This window comes from Ruegeria sp. YTSC106 (assembly GCF_059609765.1).
Genome location: NZ_JBXWMI010000007.1, coordinates 87,438 through 106,440, shown reverse-complemented (window position 1 = coordinate 106,440; position 19,003 = coordinate 87,438). Strand labels below are relative to the sequence as shown.

The following is a 19,003-nucleotide window of genomic DNA, read 5'->3' as shown; positions in this document are numbered from 1 at the left end:
GACTGAAGGTTAAGCTAGGGCTTCGGCAGGCAAGAGGCAATGGCAGAGCCTTCATGACGCTGCCATTGCCCGTTTTTTGCTTACATGTTCGGATAGTTTGGTCCGTCACCGCCCTGCGGTGTGGTCCAGGTGATGTTCTGACTGGGATCCTTGATGTCGCAGGTTTTGCAGTGAACACAGTTCTGGAAATTGATCACGAATCGCGGACCGTCTTCGTCTTCGACCATCTCATATACACCTGCCGGGCAATAACGCTGCGCCGGTTCGTCGAACTTGGGCAGGTTGACCTTTACCGGGATATCAGGATTGGTCAGACGCAAATGGCAGGGCTGGCTTTCCTCGTGGTTGGTCGCTGCGAACGACACATTCGTCAAACGATCGAAAGACAGCGTTCCATCCGGCTTCGGATAATCGATTGGCTGGTGCTTACTGGCTTCTTCGGTAGATTCTGCATCGTTTTTGCCGTGACCCAGCGTACCGAACAGTGAAAAGCCAAATGTGTTGGTCCACATGTCCAGACCACCCAACATCAGGCTGGCGGTCAGGCCCCACTTCGACCACATCGGCTTGACATTGCGAACCTTTTTCAGGTCGGAACCAATCGCACCATTACGAACTTCAGTCTCGTAAGCCGTCAGTTCATCGCCCGAACGCTCGGCCTTGATAGCGTCATAAGCAGCTTCGGCCGCAGCTTTGCCCGACAGCATCGCGTTGTGGTTGCCTTTGATGCGCGGCACGTTGACCATGCCCGCCGAACAGCCCAACAGCGCCACGCCCGGAGCTACCAGCTGTGGCATTGACTGATAGCCGCCTTCAGTGATCGCGCGGGCCCCGTAGGCGACGCGCTTGCCACCTTTCAGCAGATCAGCAACCATCGGGTGGTGCTTGAACCGCTGGAATTCCATGTAGGGATACAGGTGCGGGTTCTTGTAGTTCAGGTGAACAACGAAGCCGACGTAAACTTGATTGTTTTCAAGATGGTAAATGAACGAACCGCCGCCTGCGTTGCTGCCCAACGGCCAGCCCATTGTGTGCGTGACGCTGCCTTCCTTGTGCTTGGCCGGGTCGATCTCCCAGATCTCTTTCATGCCGACACCGTATTTCTGCGGCTCTTTGCCGGCAGACAGGTCGTATTTGGCAATCACTTCCTTGGAAAGAGAACCCCGGACGCCTTCCGACAGGAACACGTATTTGCCGTGCAGCTCCATCCCCGGTTCGGTGTTGGGGCCATAGGAACCGTCTGGTTCCAGACCGAAGACACCGGCAACCACGCCTTTGACCTCGCCATTTTCGCCATAGACCATTTCCGAGCACGCCATGCCCGGGAAGATCTCGACACCCAGTTCCTCGGCCTGTTCGGCCATCCAGCGGCAGACATTGCCCATCGACACGATGTAGTTGCCGTGGTTGTGCATCAGGGGCGGCATCGGGAAGTTCGGGATACGGACCTGACCCGCCTCACCCAGCATGTAGAACTTGTCGTCCTTGACCGGTACATTCAGCGGCGCGCCTTTTTCCTTCCAGTCCGGGATCAGAGCATCCAGACCACACGGGTCGAGAACCGCGCCCGACAGGATATGCGCGCCAACCTCCGAACCTTTTTCCAGAACCACAACGTTCAGGTCGGCATCCAGCTGTTTCAAACGGATGGCCGCAGACAGGCCCGCAGGACCTGCACCCACGATCACCACGTCATATTCCATCGCTTCGCGTTCAATCTCGGCCATCGCGGGCTCCCTAGCTAACTTTCCGAATTGGCGCTGTCACCGCATGATCTGCGCAATTTTGTTTCACGGCTGATTACATGGTCTCAAAGACATTGGTCAATCGAAACACGGCGTAACAAGAGGGCTATTCGACACATCAACCTTCCGGTGTGTCCCCCATCAGGTATCTGGGACCGCTACCATTCGATTTTGCGCGGTCATCGGGATTATAGAGCGCACATTTCGGCAAGCTCAGACACCCACACCCGATGCAGCCATCGAGGTTGTCGCGCAACCGCGTCAGGGTATCGATTCGCTGATCCAGATGGGCCCGAAGCTGTACACTAATGGCCTTCCAGTCCTGCGGCGTCGGTGTGCGATTTCCCGGCAGGCCCGACAACACCTCACGGATTTCAGGCAGGGTCAGGCCGAACTGCTGCGCAATCATGACAAAGCTCAGCCGCCGAATATCGGCCCGTTGGTAACGTCGCTGCCCGCCCGCGTTGCGCCAGGGCGAAATCAGACCCTGTGCTTCGTAATACCGGATGGCCGACACGGCCAGCCCTGTGCGCCGGGCCAATGCGCCAATCGCCAGCCCCTCTGAAACAGCCATCACACCCTCAAAAAAATCACCTTGACCTAAAGTTAGGTTTAGAAATTACGGTGAGTCGGGACAAGCCAAAAAACACAGGAGATCCCATGATGGCGACGCTTGAACACACCAATTTCACTGTCCGCGACCCGCAGGCCTCGGCCGGTTGGATGCAAAAGGTCTTTGGCTGGAAAACCCTTTGGGAAGGCCCTGCAATTGCCGGTGGATACACTGTGCATGTCGGCTCGGCCCATACGTATCTGGCGCTGTATAAACCTGACGACCCGAAACAGTCGGATGAAAGCAGCTACGATGTGGTCGGAGGGCTAAACCATGTTGGCGTGCTGGTCGAAGATATCGATGCGACCGAAGCCAAAGTGCGCGATGTGGGGTTCGAACCCCACAACCACGCCGATTACGAACCTGGACGTCGATTCTATTTCAGGGATGATAACGGCATCGAGTTCGAAGTGGTGCAATATGATTGAGATGATTTGGCTTTGCACCCCGTCGCAGCGTTGGCGAAGGTCGCGGCATCCCGATCATCGGCACAGGCCCCATCCTAAATCAAAACGGCGCGAAGTCGCGAATTGATCGCTGCTAGCGCTGACACCTCTTGCAATTCACGTGGCATTTGGGTCAGGTAACTGCCAACCTAACATTCGCCCCGACGCTTCTGTGCGGCGGGGCGACTCAATTTATGCGTGGACGTAGAGAGTATGGAAAAGATCCCGATGACGCCTGCGGGCAATGCCGCGCTCGCGGCTGAGCTGAAGAATCTCAAATCCGTTGAACGCCCGGCGATCATCGAAGCGATCGCATCGGCGCGGGAACTGGGCGACCTGAAGGAAAACGCCGAATATCATTCTGCCCGCGAAAAACAGGGCTTCATCGAAGGTCGCATCAAGGAACTGGAAGGTATCCTGTCGCTTGCCGACGTCATTGACCCGTCCAAGTTGACCGGCGCAGTCAAATTTGGCGCAAAGGTTACATTGGTCGACGAAGATACCGAGGAAGAAAAGACTTGGCAGATCGTTGGTGAATACGAGGCCAATATCGAAAACGGCCTGCTGAACATCAAATCCCCCATCGCCCGCGCCCTGATCGGCAAAGATGAAGGGGACAGTGTCGAAGTGCGTACACCCGGCGGCGTGCGCTCTTACGAAATCCTGAGTATCGAGTACGCCTGACCGGAGCGCATGTAATGTCGGGGCCAAAACCTGACCCGGAGACCGAAAAGCCGACGTCGCTGGGCATCTATGATCGCCCGAAGACTCCGGCTGTCACCGAAATCGAGATTGCCGCACTGGTGTTCAGCCTGATCTGGCTGGTGGTGTCGGTCGTCTTTCTCGTGCTGCCCGGCCAAGGGCAGAACGGTGGCTTTGTCGTCGCCTTTCTGGCCGTGTTCATGCCCGTGGCGATGATCTGGGTTGCGGCCACCGCGATGCGCGCCAGCCGGGTGATGCGAGAGGAAAGCGAACGCCTGCAAACAGCAATTGACGCGATCCGACAAGCCTATGTGGCGCAGCAGCAACGCGCCTCCAGCACTTATGAACCCGCGGTAACCAAAAAGCTGGACGAAATCGCTGCGGCCACACGGAAAACCGAAGACGCCTTGGCAACATTCTCGAGCAAACGCACCGCGCGCTCTGCCGCAGCGGCGCAGCCTTCCACTCAGGGCGACCAGACCTCGTTGGAACTTGGGACACCTGCGGAAGAGATCACTTCACCACTGAGTACCGAGGTTTTCATCCGCGCACTGAATTTCCCCGAAACGCAGGACGACACCGAGGGGTTCAATGCACTGCGTGTTGCATTGAAGGACCGCAAGACGGCACAGCTTGTGCAAGCTTCGCAGGATGTTCTGACGCTGCTCAGCCAGGAAGGCATCTACATGGATGACCTGCGCCCCGACATGGCCCGGCCAGAAATCTGGCGCCAGTTCGCCCAGGGCACACGCGGGCGAGCTGTGGCGGCGCTGGGGGGTGTACGCGACAGATCTTCACTTGCACTGACGGCAGCCCGAATGAAACAGGACCCGATTTTCCGCGACGCCGCTCACCATTTCCTGCGTCGGTTTGACAAGATGATGGCCGAGTTTGAACCCACGGCAAGCGATGCGGAACTGAGTGAATTGGGTGAAACCCGAACGGCACGCGCATTCATGTTGCTGGGCCGCGTGGCAGGCACGTTTGATTAATCCGGCCCGACAACCCACGACATTTTGGTCGCACTGCTGAAATTGAACAGATACTTCAGCGGTCCGGTTTTTTCTTGACCCAAAGGCAGAAACCCCTCGCGCTCGTACAAGCTGCGGGCCCGGGGGTTTGTGTCGATGACATCAAGCTGAACCTCTGACATGTTGTGGTTGCGGGCCTCGCACTTGATGGCATTCAGCAATGCCGTGCCCACTCCTTTGCCGCGCGCCTCGGCAGCGACAAAAATACCATCCATCTGGAACACGCCCGGTTTCAGCTCGCGCTCCAGCACGCTCAGAACCAAAGCGCGCCAGATAGCCCCGAACCAGCCATAGACCCGCGCCAGGTCGGACATATTGCCCCCCGCAAAAGAGCCGTCACGTGTCTTGAAACCCGCCAGACCCAGCACCCGGCCCGTTTCATCCCGCGCAACCAGCGCGAAATCCGGGTTCAATGCGATTTCAAAGAAAGCTAATCCTTTTTCGTCCGGACCCATGACTTTGCCCAGCTTGGCCGAAAATGCCTGCCAGAACAGGGCCGCCGCTTGCGCGCGTTCCTGATCGGCGAACTCTCTGGAAATCGTGACCGTCACAACCCGAAACTTCCATACGGGAGGAAACGGACCATATCGCCCGGTTTGACGTGACGCGCACCGTCCTCGATTTCGACCAACCCTTCAGCCCAGCTGAGACCACTGATCCGGCCTGACCCTTCCGAGTGGAAGACTTCGGCCCGCCCATCGCGCATTCTGGCGCGCAGATATTCCCGGCGACCCGGTTTTTTACGCTTTTCAAAGGCGGCAGGCACTTCGAAACCCTGCGGTTCAGCCCAGCCTTCGCCGGACATCAACCCCAAAGCCGGGCGCGCGAAGATCAAAGTACAGACCATGGCCGCAACCGGGTTTCCGGGCAGGCCAAACACCGGCACGCCGGACCACAAACCCAGAGCCAGCGGCCGCCCGGGCTTCAACGCAATGCGCCAGTGCTGCATCGCCCCGGCCTGACGCAACAAGGCTGAGACGTGGTCCTCGTCGCCTGCTGACGCGCCACCACTGGTCAAAATCACATCCGCCTGTTTTGCTGACTGGTCCAATCGATCCCGCAAGGCGTCCCGATCATCCGAAACACGGCCCATATCCACGGGCACGAACCCCATCCGATCGATCAATGACAGCAGCAACGGGCGGTTGGCGTCGAAAATCTGACCCGGACCAGCACGCTCTCCGGCTTCGACCAGTTCATCGCCCGTGGACACTACAGCCACGCGAAGCGGTTTACGTACGTTGACTTCGGCAATCCCCACGGCAGACAGCAGCGCAAGATCGGCGGGAGTCAGCCTGCGCCCGGCAGGAAGAGCGATATCGCCTGCGGTCACGTCCTCTCCCGCGCGCCGTGTATTTGCGCCTTTTTTAAGCGGGCCGTGGAAAGCAATGTGGCCGTCTTTGACCGTGACATCCTCTTCCAGAATAACCGTATCCACCCCGTCAGGCAGCGCCGCACCCGTCAGCACGCGCAATGCCCGGCCTTGAGGCACGTCACCGTCGAACGGAATTCCCGCCGCCGCACGCCCGTCAATCAATGGCATGATCTGTGGGCCATCGGGGGCGGGGCCAGCAAACCCGAACCCATCCACAGCCGTATTCGGTAACGGCGGGTTCGAGCGTCGGGCGACCACATCCCCGGCCAGAATGCGCCCGCTCGTGTTGTTCAGCGCAACCGTCTCAACTGACGTGATCGGGTGCAGCCCGTCGCGCAAATAGGCCAGAGCGTCATCGACCGGTGTCCAGTTGACCCCGGCAGGCAATGCAAAACAATCGTTCCGCAACGGAGGCGGGGCTATGTTCGGCTTGTCCTGAGGCACACCCAATATCCAACCTTCCTCTGCCGCTGAGACGTTCAATTGTGCATCCAACTCCTGCTCTGTCAGACGCGACAGAGTCAAGGCAACCTGTTCAACCTGCCAAGCGTCCTTGATCCGTCCATCCGGTGCCGCGCCAAGGGATAAAGACGGCCAGATTTCCACGAAGGCGACGGGTTTATCCAGCGGCTCGAACGGCCAGACAGAGACTTGCCCGGCAAACCGGTGGCGAAGCCGGTTCAGAACTGGCAATCCCATCATAACTTGTCCGCCAACCGCGCCTGCCCCTGCCATCTGCCAGCAAGTGAAGCTGCCTTTTGCCAGAGTCTCAACGACACGGCGGTCCGGGAACGGGTTTGAATAGCCCGTTTTGGTACGCGGCAGACCGTCAATATCTCGGCGCAATCCGTTCATCCAGAACGGGCCGAGACCACCAAACCGCAAGTTGATCCGACCCGCCAGATCAAAGCGATTGTTGGCCTTCGGGGAATCCTCGATATGTTGGTCGAACCAGTCCCACAAAGCCAGCGGATCGTCCGTACCGGTCATCGCGCGGGCGAATCCGCAAGGATATCCAAAAGGAAAATCGAACCCAAGAAGCAGACGGCGACCGGCCTTCAGTTCGGCTCGGATCAGAGTATCCAACCATTGCTCTGCAACCAGCCTGTTACGCAGGTATTCGGGGTCAAACACTTTTCCATTACGTACAATGCAGGCCCAGATCGCATCCTTGCGCGGGGTCGGCCCGGTGTCGTTCCCCCCAGACCAATCCACCATTGCAAAGGTTTGGAACAGGCTCACAATTCGACCTCTTTCAGTATGAAATCCGTGACGCCAGCCGTGTCGTTCAGATCAAAAACCGGGCAATCCAGATCCAGCGCGGTGTCACTGGCCACCGCGCGGATGGTGCCGTTTTCAGGTGCCATCAGCGCGTTACCCGCCGCGGCGCGATACGCTTCGATCTTGGGGTGGTCCTCGCGCTTGAACCCTTCGACCAGCACCAGATCGACCGGCGAGAGCCGCGCCAACAGTTCGGCGAGGGGCGGTTCAGGCGCGCCCCGCAATTCCTGCATCAGAGCAATGCGTTGCCCTGAGGCAAGCAATACCTCGCTGGCCCCTGCCACGCGGTGCCGGTGACTGTCCGTGCCCGGTTGATCCACATCGACGCTGTGATGCGCGTGTTTGACCGTAGAGACCGAGAAACCCCGGCTGGAGATCTCGGCCACCAGCCGTTCCATCAGCCCGGTTTTGCCGGTATTCTTCCAGCCCGTGACGCCATAGATCCTCATGCCTGCTCCAACAAAGTTCGGGCACGGTCCAGGTCTTCAGGCGTGTTGACGTTGAAGAACGGATCGAACGGGTCGGCGTTGAACAAAGCCTCGCGCCCGTCATGTTTGTCAGTCCACATCACCACCTTGCGCAACCCGTCCATCAGCGCCCCCCGCAGATCATCGCGAAGCGCCACGGGCCAGATCCCAAAGGTCGGGTGTCGGTTGACCCGCTTGCCCCCGCCGGATTTCAGCGCCTCGTCGCCCGTACGCGGCGTGGTGGCCAACACCAGAGGGTGCACCTGCCCTTCCGCAGCCTGTGTCAGTCGCGCCACCAGGTCGCGCGGGAAGAATGGCGTGTCTGCGGCAACCGTCACGATGCTGTCTGCCCCCTGCCCTGCCGCCCAGTCGAGCCCGGCCAGCACACCGGCCAGAGGGCCCGCAAATCCGTTGATCGTATCAGGCAGGACGGGCAGGTTCAGGTCGGCGAAACGCTCGGGGTCTCCATTGGCGTTCAACGCCAGGCCACTCACCTGTGGAGCGATACGTTCGATAACATGGTACAGCAGGCTCTGCCTTCCAATCTGCAGCAGACCTTTGTCGCCACCGCCCATACGTGTGGCCTGCCCGCCTGCGAGAATTATGCCAAGCGGTTTGGTCATGATGGGTCTTCGATATCCGGCCATTTTCGAAATTTCTCCAGCGGTGTAAAAATCCAAACCCCATTGCCCGCACCAAGCAAAATGAAACACAGGCTCAAAGGAAGTCCGGAAAAGTCGGCCAAAACATGGCTGAAGCGAATGGAAGCGAGAAACAGCACCAAAACCGCCATAGGCGCGAAAAACGACCAGAAATAGCACCGATACCTGCGGAGTGATCGTCGGATTTCGTCGGGTAATACGACTGAGTCCGGCAAACCTTGAAGGAGGATACGTTGCAATACAGCGCTTTGTTTTTTCACCGCCAATCCCCAAGCTGTCCACCCCATCCGGAATGGGGCAAACAGGTCAAATGTACCGATATAGTCTCTTGCGTCCCATCCCAATCGATTCAGAGTTTCCTCGTCCAACCGTGCCATCCCGTCTACGATGGTCCGTTTGCTGCGTGCGTAGTTTCGGGCAGCAAGAATGCTCAGCGGTAAGATACTGACCGTCACAACAATCAAGAAAAAGAGTCTGAGAGTTTCCAAAATCATCCTGCACTTTTGCGGCGGTGTTTCTTGTCCTCGCCTGACACGGTAGACGGGTCTACGTCGCGCAGCAGACGGTCGTCACCCGAGAGGCAGACAAAGCGCTGCCCGCGCATCCTGCCGATCAGCGTCAGCCCGACTTCGCGCGCGATCTCGACACCCCATGCGGTGAAGCCTGAGCGGGAGGCCAGAACCGGAATGCCCATCATTGCCGTCTTGATCACCATCTCGGATGTCAGGCGACCGGTGGTATAGAGAATCTTGTCCTCCGCCGCCTCATTCTCGGACAGCATCCAGCCTGCAATCTTGTCGACAGCGTTATGGCGGCCCACGTCTTCCATATACACCAGCGGGCGGTTTTCACGGCACAGGACAGTGCCGTGGATTGCCCCGGCCTCGAGATACAGCGACGGGGTGCGGTTGATCTTCGAGGCCAGTTCGTACAGCCACGAAGTACGCACCTGAACCTGCGGCAGTTGCACGTCCTCAAGCCCCTCCATCATGTCGCCAAACACCGTACCTACGGCACACCCGCTGGTGCGCGTCTTTTTCTTCAGCTTATCCTCGTAAGACGTCTGGCGCGCGGTGCGAACGATCACGGTTTCAAGATCGTCATCATATTCCACGCGCGTGATTTCGTCATCCGCCAGTAGCATCCCCTGATTGCGCAGAAAGCCCAGCGCCAGATATTCGGGGTAATCGCCAATGGTCATCGCTGTCACGATTTCCTGCGCGTTGAGGAATATCGTCAACGGGCGCTCTTCGACCACCGAAATCTGGTTGATTTCGCCGTTCTGGTCCACACCCTCAACCGCGCGGGTCAGGCGTGTCGCGCCCGGATCAGGGGCGATAAGATAGTCCGACAGATCGAATTCCGTGGCCAATTGCAACCCCTTCCCAAGACAGTTACTGCTGCACGCATCACCATAGGATTTAGCCATGGCCTCTGCCACATCCAAGTCATACTTCTGGAAAGGTTTTCGGGACGGGACGCCGTTCGTCTTCGTCGCCGTGCCCTTTGGCCTTCTGTTTGGTGTTTTCGCGACCGAAGCCGGGCTGACCCTTGTTCAGACGATGGCCTTTACATCGACCGTTTTTGCCGGAGCAGCGCAATTCGCGGCCCTGCAACTGTTGCAGGACAACACCCCGACCGTGATCATCGTAATCTCGGCGCTGGCCGTGAATCTGCGTATGGCGATGTATTCCGCATCACTGACACCTTACCTGGGTTCCGCGCCCATGTGGCAGCGTGCCTTTGCGGCATATCTGACCGTGGATCAATCTTATGCCTGCTCCATCGTGCGGTTCGAGAAAGAGCCTGACCTGTCAGTGCCACAACGCATGGCCTATTTCGTGGGCTCTGTTACGCCGATCACGCCGCTCTGGATTCTGGGCACCTATCTGGGCGCAGTTCTGGGTGCACAAATACCGGAAAGCTGGGCGCTGGATTTTGCCCTGCCTATTACCTTTCTGGCCATGATAGGGCCGATGATGCGGACCTTTGCACATGTGGTCGCAGCACTTGTGGCCATCACGGTTTCGTTGCTGACGGTCGCAATCCCGTTCAATCTGGGTCTGTTGATCGCCGGATGCGCTGGAATGATTGCCGGAGCGCAAGCGGAACTGATCCTCGAACGTAGAAAGACGCAGTCATGACGCAGCCGGAGTCCGTCACCATCTGGGCCATTATCATCGGGCTTGCCATCGGCAGTTATGCGCTTCGCTTTGTCTTTATCGGTTTTGTAGGTGATCGCACGATGCCGCCCTGGCTGCTGCGTCACCTGCGGTATACAGCGGTGGCCATCCTTCCTGCATTGATCGCACCGCTGGTTGTCTGGCCATCGGCCACCGAAGGACAGCCCGATCTGCCCCGTATGTCGGCGGCGGCTGTTGCCCTGATAGTGGGAGTGATCAGCAAAAACGTGCTGGCGGCCATCTTTTCCGGGGCCGCCACGCTCTATGGTCTGCTTTATCTACTGAGTTGAGACAGCGTTCAGCTGGTTGAGACGCGCATTGTTCGCCGCCAACCCTTTTTGCAGATCCGCATCGTCGTTTTCCCGGTACTCTTCGGTCACGACGCCCGGAATCTTTGCGAACTGTTCCGACAATTTCACCGGATAGAACGTCACATCGATCTGCTCGAATCCCGGCACCTGCTTCAACAGTTGCGAAGTCGCGTTGGTGCAGAATGCGCCGGCGACCGGACCGGACTGCTTTGCCAGTTGCAAGGCGATTTCAGCCTGTTGCGGGCTCACCTGTATGGTCTGTATACGGGCATAATGCGTTTCGCGCGCGTGCGAGCTGCGATAGGCCCGCTCGACCGCCGGGGTAATGCCATAGAGCACGTCATCCTTCACAGGAACAACATCCGCCCGGAACGAACCGGCAGGGTCAAAGATCACCCGCTCGCTACCCGAGATCATCAGCGACGTATGTGCACCCGATCCGGTGCGGGTGCTGATCATCGTGTAAAGCGTTAGCGTCGATAGCCCCGGATCACGGTAGGACCGGGATACGACTTCATTCTGATCCGCCTGAGGACGGCTTGAATTGGCACAGCCTGCCAGCGTCGCTGCCAACAAGCAGGCAATCAAAATCCTGAGCAATTTAGCCCCCAATACTATCAGGAGGCGAAAACCGCCAGAAACAGGCACAGGAAGGCAATGGCGACTACACACCACGTGGTGGCTTTGATGAAACCATTGAAAGTTTTGGTTTGGACCGTGATGTCCATTTCGCCGTGCTTGTATTCAGCCATGAGTCTCAGATTCCCAATTCGCGTGTTTGATCTGTTGGATAATAGAAAATACAACGCCTGTCACCACGTCTTTCACGCGCAAGATGCGCTTACTTGAGAACCGAGCAACCGGGATACCCGAAACCCCACCGCCAGGGCAGGCCGCTACAGGGCCCGCCACCGAATCGCACCGCCCCATACATTGCATCCGCAGTGATCGCGTGCACGCTGCGAATCTGGTCAGGTGTCATGTCGTACCGGTCGGCATAATCTTCTGCATGGCGGTCTCCGTGCTCTACCACACAGGCGTGCAAGGCGTCATCCGCAGCCAGACGTGCGTCATAGCTTTCCTCGGTCGTCTCCGCTCCTCCTGCATTGTGATAAGCCCGGTCATGGGTCACGCAGCAGTACTCCCATGGCGGGTGCTCTTGATACAGTTCGCCAACTTGCGGAAACTGCTTTGCCACCCAGCGCCAACTGGCTGACAACCCGCCTGAACAGCCGTCAGTTTCAAACGAGGTCAGTTCGGCGCCCTCGCTTTGTTCGATCAGCGCTCGGTGGCCCGGCATTTCAAATCCTCGCATCAAATCCTGAGCCCATGCCGACAGTGGCGGCAGAGCCAGAATCAGCGCCAGTTTAAGGGCTTTCATCGCGCATAGCCTCTGTATCGACCTGCAATCCAAACGTAGTGGCCAGCCACAGCAACAGCCGCTCACCCGGCCCCATTTCAGCGCGCACGCGCAAAACCTCATTGGCCATGGCCGGGCGGTCTGTGATCAGACCATCCACCCCCATCGAGGCCATTCTGGACATCTGCAACGGATCATTCACAGTCCAGACGTAGATATCCTTGCCCGCGTCCTGCACCTTGCGGATCAGTCCCGGTGTCACCATGCCTGCATTGACCGCAACAAATTCGCCTTCAAGCCCCGACAGATCCCCGACAGCCGTGGCCGCCAGCACGCCGGAGCGCCAGTCGGGGCGTAACTTTTTCATCTTTTGCACAGCCGGGTACTTCAGCGACATGGTAGCAATGTCGCCCTGCATCCCGAGCTCTTCGACAAGGTGGATCACCCGGTTTTCCAAATCAACGTCATGACCATAGTATTTCAGTTCGATAAGGACCTTGGACTTGCCCCTGGCCGCTTCCAGAACCTCTCGCAGGGTCGGGGTCCGCTCTGCGGCGTATTCCGGCCCGAACCAGCTTCCAATGTCGATATCAGCCACATCCTGTATCGTAGCATCCCAGACCTTCAGGTTGACGCCGGCCAACTTCATGAAATCGCTGTCATGGGCCACGATAATCACATCATCCGCCGTTTCCTGAACGTCTATCTCAACCCAGTCCGCACCATCCTCGATCGCTTTCAAGACCGAGGCCATTGTGTTTTCCGGTCGTAAAGCCGCAGCGCCCCGGTGACCGATGACCTCAGCATGATCCGGCGCCTGCACCCGTTCCAGCAGGCTTTGACCGAACCAAAGGCCAATGCCCAATGCCGCCAGGGCCGCTGCGACAGTCACAAGTACAGGTACGCGGACCCTTCGGGGTTCGGGATGGGGAACTTCTTTTGTCTCAGCTTCGAAAAACGCGTCCAGCACAACCGCCAGCGCGCCCAGCGCTGTTGCCGCCAGAACCAACCCCGCCAAGGACCAAAGCCCTGCGATGATCAGGCTGAGGATCAATGCCAGTCTGAGGCTGCCGCCTTCCTGCACCGGCACAAGCGCAAACAACAAACTTGCCATTGCAGCTATCAACGCCGCAATCACAAGCCGCATTCCCAGCCAAAGGGCAAGTTCGATCTTCAAACGCCCGCGCTTGCCTTCCATCTTTTGTTCGCTTTTGGCGAATGCTCCGCGTGGTGAAGCACCTTCAAACAGGACCAAGTGCAGGGCCAGTGCCCATCCGGACAGACGACGAATCAACACCCATGCCAACGCAAGACCGACAAGTCCAATAAGAACCACGGCCACCTGAAAGGCCGGAGGGTGGAACGTCAGGTAATAATTGATGTCATATTCCGTCAGCGTCCACCATGCGATCAACCCCGCGATGGCCACAAACGGCAGGGCAAGCAGCAAGACACGCAGGATGAACCGAACGGCAAACCCGAACAGTGCCGGAAAGCGGGACAGGTTCAGTGCCAGCGCCGCGCCCCCTGCGCGCCAGGGGTCGCCTTCCCCCATGCGCAAGGACCCGGCCATGACCGAGAACACAAAGACCTCGGCCAGCAAAAACAGGCTGAGCACCGCGACACCCGCGATGAACCCTGCCGGAGACAGCAGGAACATCGCAATGTCCTGGTCGGTCAGAGCGGTCTGATCTGACAGAGAGACCGCCAGATTGACGGCCACGGCCACACCCGGTGCGATCAACGCCACCAACAGCAAACGCACAGCGACATAGATTGGCACAAAGACCCAACGCCGGGCCCAAGCTTCGGCGTAGGCATGTGTTACTGCTTGAAAAATTGTTGTCACGTGGCGGCCTCCGGACTGATGCAGTCATTCAAAGGCGCGCACGCGTGAATTGCAAGTCAGCTGTCATTCAGATCCGCAGCTAGACGGAACCCGATACGGTTGGCAGGTTTATCCTCGACGGATTTAGGCAAAGCGCGCAGCATCACATTCAACTGACTGACATGCTGCACCAGTTGCGTGCGGGCCCCGGCCCCGCCCGATCCATAAAAAGTAATCATGTCGGGGTCGAAATACCCCATCCCCTCGATCCGCATTACGCCGGCATCGCCACCGGTGAAGCCCATGGCGACTTCGTGATCACCGTCCAGCGTCTTTTCGAAGTTCTGGATGTACATGATCAAGCGTTCGTAAGCCCATTGCGCAGGGCTTTTGTTCTTGACCGGCTTCTTCAAGCTCTCGGGCAGGTCCTTGGCACCGGATTGAGCGTTGGGATCTGCGTGCACCTCATGACACCGCGGCAAAGCAGCGGCTTCGGCGGCCTCGGCCGAGGTTTCGATTTGGTCCTGCATTCTTCTACCCTTTGAGCTGATACAGCCATGCCCCGTCGGCGCGTTGCGTCCGGGTTACTGCACCAATGTGGTAGAGATGATTCACATGCGCAACCGCCTCAACAAGCGCAAGCCCATATTCACCTTCACGGATCGTGCGCTTGAACAGAGGCAGAAAACAATCGGCGGCAGCTCTGGGCTGATCCAGATGTTTCAACAGGCGATCCAAAGCGCCGTGGTGGTTGTCGATAAGCTGCCTCATTCTAAGCGGCAGACCCGTAAAAGGCAGCTTGTGCCCGCCAAGGACCAGATGATCGGGCCGGGCAAGCGTTTGCAAACGCTCGCAGGCTTCCAGCCACGCTGAAACCGGATCGGCCATCGGTTCGGTGGCATAGACGCCCAGATTGGGACTGATCGAGCTGAGAATCTGATCGCCGCTCAACACCAGATTGTCATCACGGCTCCAGAAGGTGGCGTGTTCCGGCGCGTGGCCATTGCCCATATGAACGTCCCAGTCGCGGCCACCCATTCGGATCACGTCGCCCTGCTTGATCCGTTTAAAGCCCAGCGGCATGGGATAGACCGTGTCGGCAAAGTTGAACGGACGATCCTTCATCCGCTCATTCAGAACCTCGGGTGCCATGCCCGCGCAGCGATAGAAATCAAGCGTCTCCTGCGGCCATGTTTCCTGCACATCCAGCGTCAGCATTCGCGCAAACAGCCATGAGGTGCGGCTTGTGACCAGCTCGGCCCCGTGCTCCGACTGAAACCACCCGGCATTGCCGACATGGTCAGGATGATGATGCGTCACCACCACACGGGTGATCGGTTTGCCCCCGAGGGGCCCACCCATCAGGGTTTCCCAGATACGCCGCGTCTTGTTCGACGACAGCCCGGTATCAATCACCGTCCAACCTTCGCCATCGTCCAGTGCGTAGATATTGACGTGATCCAGCGCCATCGGAAGAGGCAGGCGCATCCATAGAACGCCCTCGGCAACCTCGACGGCCTCACCCGGCGCAGGCGGTTCAGCCCACGGATACCTGATCCCCGAAACGCGATCCCCGTCCATCACGCCGCCAATTCGTCTGGGCTGAGCGAAAAGAGATCATCCGCCCCGCTTTGCACCCGCGCCAGAAGGCCGGAATGCTCGGGCAACAAGGCGTTGATGTAGTATCGCGCCAGCTTGGCCCGTGGTCCTTCCGGATCGGCCAGTGCCGCGGACAGGTGATAGTGCCCGCCAAGCACCCGGGCAAACGCCTGAAGATATGCCGTTGCGCCTGCAAATCGATCGTTCATGTCGTCCTGCGCCACCAACCATTCGGTGGCCTCGCGCAGGGTTTCTGTTGCCTCCCACACAGGACCGGCCAAATCGGGCATCGTCGTACGCGCGTGTTCTGCCTGTTCTTCGATCTCGTCCAGAAGGTTCGACGCCGCCTCGCCGCCGTCCATCATTTTGCGCGCAACAAGGTCCATGGCCTGAATGCCATCGGTTCCCTCGTAAATCGCGGTCACGCGAACATCGCGGGAATACTGCGCCGCACCTGTTTCTTCGACAAAGCCCATGCCCCCATGCACCTGCACGCCGGTTTCAGCCACGCTTATTCCGGTCCGGGCCCCAAAGTTTTTGCCGATTGGCGTCAACAACGCGGCCCGCGCGACCCAGTCTGTGTCGCCGGTGGCTTTCGCCATATCAATCGCCGTTGCGTTGGCCATGAGAATCGCACGCGCAGCAAAGATATCGGCGCGCATATCCATGATCATGCGACGCACATCCGCATGATCGATGATCGTACCCGAAGGCGTCCTGCCCTGCTTACGCTCCAGCGCATAGGCCAAAGCGTGCTGATAGGCGCCTTCCGCAACGCCCACACCCTGGCCACCCACACCCAGGCGGGCGTTGTTCATCATGGTAAACATGGCCGCCATACCACCATGTTCCTTACCGACAAGCCATCCTTTGGCGCCGTCATATTGCATCACGCAGGTGGGTGAGCCATGCAGGCCCATCTTGTGTTCGACAGAAACAACCTTCAGGTCGTTGGCCACGCCGGGGTTTCCAGCCGCATCGGGGATGTATTTCGGTACCAGAAACAAGGAAATGCCCTTGGTGCCGGGCACACCGTCCGGCAGACGGGCCAGAACCAGATGGCAGACATTTTCAGCAAAGTCGTTGTCGCCCCAGGAAATGAAGATCTTCTGCCCGGTCACTGAGTAGGTGCCATCACCGTTTGGTTCGGCCTTCGAGGTCAGCGCACCGACATCCGATCCGGCCTGTGCTTCGGTCAGGTTCATGGTGGCAGACCACTCACCGGAAATCATTTTGGGCAGATACAGCGACTTCAGTTCGTCGCTGGCGTGATGTTCCAGCGCCTCGATCTGGCCCTGCGCCATCAGCGGAGCAAGTTGCAGCGACAGGCAAGCGGCGCTCATCATCTCGTTCACGGCAGTAGTGATGGCCATCGGTAGGCCCATACCGCCAAATTGAGGATCAGCGCTGATCCCGATCCACCCGCCTTCGGCAATCGCCTTCCAGCCATCGGCATAGCCCGGAGAACTGCGCAGCACGCCATTCTCAAGCCGTGCCGGTTCCAGATCACCGGCACGCTGCAATGGAGCCAGAACCTCTTCGCTCATCTTGGCTGCTTCGGTCAGGATGGCGCTGACGACATCGGCGCTGGCATCCGCGAAAGTCTCGGTGGCGGCGACCTGGTCGAACCCGACGACATGGTCCAGTAGAAATTGATAATCAGAGATTGGGGCGCGATATGGCATGATTTCTCTCGGGGTCTAACGGATCAGAATACATCGGCGGGCTTGGAATCAAGTTCAAGCGCCGGTAAGCGTGTGGGCCTGAACCGATTACGTACCTTTCCTCAAGTTCCAGGCAACCAAAACGCGGCGTCATCAGATATGATCTCATCCGGCACACAGGAATTGACGGCAGATCCCGACGGCATCGCACGGGCTGCCGATATGTTGCGTCAGGGTCTTCTGGTCGCTTTTCCGACCGAAACGGTCTATGGCCTTGGCGGCGACGCCCGCAACGGTCAGGCCGTCGCGTCGATCTACGAGGCCAAGGGACGGCCCAACTTCAATCCGCTGATCGCCCATGTCGCCTCGGTGGGCGCGGCACAGCGGTTTGTGCAATGGTCAGATCATGCCGAGCAGCTGGCAAAGGCCTTCTGGCCCGGTCCTGTGACCCTGGTTTTGCCGTTGCGCGAAGGACACGGGATTTCCTCACTGGTGACCGCCGGGCTGGACACTTTGGCTGTGCGCGTGCCCGCGCACCCGACGGCGCGTGCGCTGCTGGCCGACGTTGATGGGCCCGTCGCGGCCCCCTCGGCAAATCCTTCGGGTCAGATCAGCCCCACGACGGCAGCTCATGTGTGGTCCGGCCTTGGCGGAAGGATCGCGGCGGTTCTGGACGACGGTCCCTGCGGAGTGGGTCTGGAATCCACCATAGTCGGTCTGGCTGGAGAGCCCACATTGCTGCGTCCGGGGGGCGTTGCATTGGACCGGATCGAAAGCGTGTTGAACATGCCTCTGCACCTGCATCAATCCGGCGATCTGCTGACCGCTCCGGGACAGTTGCAGTCGCATTATGCGCCGGATGCGCCTGTGCGCCTGAACGTCACGGCCCGTCAGGGCGATGAGGTTTTGCTTGGCTTCGGGCCAGTAGAATGCGACCTGAACCTGTCTGTCGAAGGACGTCTGACCGAGGCGGCCGCGAATCTCTTTGCAGCCTTTCACAGGTTGAACGAGACCGGGCGACCAATTGCCGTATCTCCGATCCCGAACACCGGATTGGGGGCTGCAATCAATGACAGGTTGCGCCGCGCCGCCGCACCACGCGACAGCTGATCAGGCCCGGCCAGCGCTGGCGGATAACGTCAGAGGATCCACACCGAGCGTCGCCAACGCAGCTTCCCATTTTTCGTCATCGGGCACGTCGAAGACAAGTTTCGTCGTGGCTTCGGTGGTCAGCCAGCCGTTCATGGCAATTTCGTCCTCAAGCTGGCCTGGCCCCCAGCCGGAATAGCCCAGCGTCAGCATCGAATTCAGCGGTCCGCTGCCAGACGCCAGATCTTCAAGCACATCCAGCGTCGCCGTCATGCTGAATTCCTCGGAAATATGCATCGAATGCAGATTGGCCTCATAATCGGAGCCATGCAGGACAAATCCGCGCGACATCTCGACCGGGCCACCGAAATGCACAAGGCGCTCTCCGATGACCGGGATACGACAGGCGATGTTCAGTTGCCCCAGCAACGTCTTGATTCGCAGATCCGAAGGCTTGTTCACGATCAATCCCATGGCGCCATCGTCGCCATGGCTGCACATATACACCACCGAATGGTCGAATCGCGGATCACCCATTCCGGGCATCGCAATCAACAGTTTTCCGGTCAGGTCCATGGGCCGTCATCTCTTTGTCAGTTCACATCAACAATGGCCCCGCCGCACCATAGTTTGCAAGAGACGAACCC

Annotated in this window: 22 protein-coding genes; 6 read left to right on the top strand and 16 right to left on the bottom strand. The window is 58.7% G+C overall.

Going from position 1 to position 19,003, the window contains the following annotated elements; genetic code table 11:
* Positions 1 to 80: 80 nt before the first annotated feature.
* Together AC2FEB_RS11540 and soxR are read right to left on the bottom strand one after the other, a co-directional pair.
* Positions 81 to 1,727 carry an electron transfer flavoprotein-ubiquinone oxidoreductase gene (locus AC2FEB_RS11540; protein WP_117870421.1) on the bottom strand — a complete coding sequence of 549 codons (1,647 nt, stop codon included), beginning with the start codon at positions 1,725 to 1,727 and terminating at the stop codon, positions 81 to 83.
* A 136-nt stretch (positions 1,728 to 1,863) separates the two neighbouring features.
* Positions 1,864 to 2,319, bottom strand: coding sequence for a redox-sensitive transcriptional activator SoxR (gene soxR, locus AC2FEB_RS11535; RefSeq protein WP_117870423.1), 456 nt, complete (start codon positions 2,317 to 2,319; stop codon positions 1,864 to 1,866).
* 86 nt (positions 2,320 to 2,405) lie between these two features.
* On the opposite strand from soxR, the gene AC2FEB_RS11530 reads away from it, so the two are divergent.
* The 3 genes from AC2FEB_RS11530 to AC2FEB_RS11520 all read left to right on the top strand — a co-directional run bounded on the left by AC2FEB_RS11530 (position 2,406) and on the right by AC2FEB_RS11520 (position 4,498).
* On the top strand, positions 2,406 to 2,786 hold the full coding sequence (locus AC2FEB_RS11530) for a VOC family protein (RefSeq protein WP_496884070.1): 381 nt from the start codon (positions 2,406 to 2,408) through the stop codon (positions 2,784 to 2,786).
* Between the two features lie 231 nt (positions 2,787 to 3,017).
* Positions 3,018 to 3,488: a transcription elongation factor GreA gene (greA, locus tag AC2FEB_RS11525; RefSeq protein WP_117870427.1), complete on the top strand. Its 471-nt coding sequence runs from the start codon at positions 3,018 to 3,020 to the stop codon at positions 3,486 to 3,488.
* Positions 3,489 to 3,502: 14 nt separating this feature from the next.
* Complete coding sequence (locus tag AC2FEB_RS11520; RefSeq protein ID WP_117870429.1) at positions 3,503 to 4,498, top strand: hypothetical protein; 996 nt, start codon at positions 3,503 to 3,505, stop codon at positions 4,496 to 4,498.
* On the opposite strand, the gene AC2FEB_RS11515 is transcribed toward AC2FEB_RS11520, so the two are convergent.
* The 6 genes from AC2FEB_RS11515 to AC2FEB_RS11490 all read right to left on the bottom strand — a co-directional run bounded on the left by AC2FEB_RS11515 (position 4,495) and on the right by AC2FEB_RS11490 (position 9,700).
* A complete protein-coding gene (locus tag AC2FEB_RS11515; RefSeq protein ID WP_299899207.1) occupies positions 4,495 to 5,088 on the bottom strand; it encodes a GNAT family N-acetyltransferase in 594 nt (197 codons plus the stop codon). The two genes, AC2FEB_RS11520 and AC2FEB_RS11515, sit on opposite strands and share 4 nt — an antisense overlap.
* The gene (locus AC2FEB_RS11510; RefSeq protein ID WP_117872875.1) at positions 5,085 to 7,130 is read right to left on the bottom strand and encodes a molybdopterin-binding protein; all 2,046 of its coding nucleotides are present in this window, start codon (positions 7,128 to 7,130) and stop codon (positions 5,085 to 5,087) included. The genes AC2FEB_RS11515 and AC2FEB_RS11510 overlap by 4 nt, the downstream gene beginning before the upstream one ends.
* Positions 7,131 to 7,150: 20 nt before the next feature.
* On the bottom strand, positions 7,151 to 7,642 hold the full coding sequence (mobB, locus tag AC2FEB_RS11505) for a molybdopterin-guanine dinucleotide biosynthesis protein B (protein WP_117870431.1): 492 nt from the start codon (positions 7,640 to 7,642) through the stop codon (positions 7,151 to 7,153).
* On the bottom strand, positions 7,639 to 8,283 hold the full coding sequence (gene mobA, locus AC2FEB_RS11500; protein WP_117870433.1) for a molybdenum cofactor guanylyltransferase MobA: 645 nt from the start codon (positions 8,281 to 8,283) through the stop codon (positions 7,639 to 7,641). Before mobA ends, mobB begins: the two co-directional genes overlap by 4 nt.
* Positions 8,280 to 8,582 carry a hypothetical protein gene (locus tag AC2FEB_RS11495; protein ID WP_496884069.1) on the bottom strand — a complete coding sequence of 101 codons (303 nt, stop codon included), beginning with the start codon at positions 8,580 to 8,582 and terminating at the stop codon, positions 8,280 to 8,282. The genes mobA and AC2FEB_RS11495 overlap by 4 nt, the downstream gene beginning before the upstream one ends.
* A gap of 230 nt (positions 8,583 to 8,812) precedes the next feature.
* Complete coding sequence (locus AC2FEB_RS11490; protein ID WP_117872876.1) at positions 8,813 to 9,700, bottom strand: formate dehydrogenase accessory sulfurtransferase FdhD; 888 nt, start codon at positions 9,698 to 9,700, stop codon at positions 8,813 to 8,815.
* A 49-nt stretch (positions 9,701 to 9,749) separates the two neighbouring features.
* On the opposite strand from AC2FEB_RS11490, the gene AC2FEB_RS11485 reads away from it, so the two are divergent.
* On the top strand, positions 9,750 to 10,466 hold the full coding sequence (locus AC2FEB_RS11485) for an AzlC family ABC transporter permease (RefSeq protein ID WP_117870437.1): 717 nt from the start codon (positions 9,750 to 9,752) through the stop codon (positions 10,464 to 10,466).
* Positions 10,463 to 10,795 carry an AzlD domain-containing protein gene (locus AC2FEB_RS11480; RefSeq protein ID WP_117870439.1) on the top strand — a complete coding sequence of 111 codons (333 nt, stop codon included), beginning with the start codon at positions 10,463 to 10,465 and terminating at the stop codon, positions 10,793 to 10,795. Before AC2FEB_RS11485 ends, AC2FEB_RS11480 begins: the two co-directional genes overlap by 4 nt.
* On the opposite strand, the gene AC2FEB_RS11475 is transcribed toward AC2FEB_RS11480, so the two are convergent.
* The 7 genes from AC2FEB_RS11475 to AC2FEB_RS11445 form a co-directional block, all read right to left on the bottom strand.
* Positions 10,784 to 11,416 (bottom strand): hypothetical protein, encoded by a 633-nt coding sequence (locus tag AC2FEB_RS11475; RefSeq protein ID WP_117870441.1) that lies wholly within the window; start codon positions 11,414 to 11,416, stop codon positions 10,784 to 10,786. The two genes, AC2FEB_RS11480 and AC2FEB_RS11475, sit on opposite strands and share 12 nt — an antisense overlap.
* Before the next feature lie 17 nt (positions 11,417 to 11,433).
* Positions 11,434 to 11,568 (bottom strand): aa3-type cytochrome c oxidase subunit IV, encoded by a 135-nt coding sequence (locus tag AC2FEB_RS11470; protein WP_117870443.1) that lies wholly within the window; start codon positions 11,566 to 11,568, stop codon positions 11,434 to 11,436.
* 89 nt (positions 11,569 to 11,657) lie between these two features.
* Entirely contained in the window at positions 11,658 to 12,197 is a 540-nt protein-coding gene (locus AC2FEB_RS11465; protein WP_117870445.1) for a hypothetical protein, read from the bottom strand.
* Complete coding sequence (locus AC2FEB_RS11460; protein WP_254683725.1) at positions 12,184 to 14,025, bottom strand: glycerophosphodiester phosphodiesterase; 1,842 nt, start codon at positions 14,023 to 14,025, stop codon at positions 12,184 to 12,186. Before AC2FEB_RS11460 ends, AC2FEB_RS11465 begins: the two co-directional genes overlap by 14 nt.
* A gap of 56 nt (positions 14,026 to 14,081) precedes the next feature.
* Positions 14,082 to 14,534: a DUF6173 family protein gene (locus AC2FEB_RS11455; protein ID WP_117870447.1), complete on the bottom strand. Its 453-nt coding sequence runs from the start codon at positions 14,532 to 14,534 to the stop codon at positions 14,082 to 14,084.
* 4 nt (positions 14,535 to 14,538) lie between these two features.
* Positions 14,539 to 15,585 (bottom strand): MBL fold metallo-hydrolase, encoded by a 1,047-nt coding sequence (locus tag AC2FEB_RS11450; protein ID WP_496884068.1) that lies wholly within the window; start codon positions 15,583 to 15,585, stop codon positions 14,539 to 14,541.
* Positions 15,585 to 17,288 (bottom strand): acyl-CoA dehydrogenase, encoded by a 1,704-nt coding sequence (locus AC2FEB_RS11445; protein WP_117870451.1) that lies wholly within the window; start codon positions 17,286 to 17,288, stop codon positions 15,585 to 15,587. The genes AC2FEB_RS11450 and AC2FEB_RS11445 overlap by 1 nt, the downstream gene beginning before the upstream one ends.
* A 138-nt stretch (positions 17,289 to 17,426) precedes the next feature.
* On the opposite strand from AC2FEB_RS11445, the gene AC2FEB_RS11440 reads away from it, so the two are divergent.
* Positions 17,427 to 18,377: an L-threonylcarbamoyladenylate synthase gene (locus AC2FEB_RS11440; protein ID WP_117870453.1), complete on the top strand. Its 951-nt coding sequence runs from the start codon at positions 17,427 to 17,429 to the stop codon at positions 18,375 to 18,377.
* Here the strand turns inward: AC2FEB_RS11440 and AC2FEB_RS11435 are convergent, their stop codons facing one another.
* Positions 18,378 to 18,932 carry a YqgE/AlgH family protein gene (locus AC2FEB_RS11435; protein WP_117870455.1) on the bottom strand — a complete coding sequence of 185 codons (555 nt, stop codon included), beginning with the start codon at positions 18,930 to 18,932 and terminating at the stop codon, positions 18,378 to 18,380.
* Positions 18,933 to 19,003 lie beyond the last annotated feature (71 nt).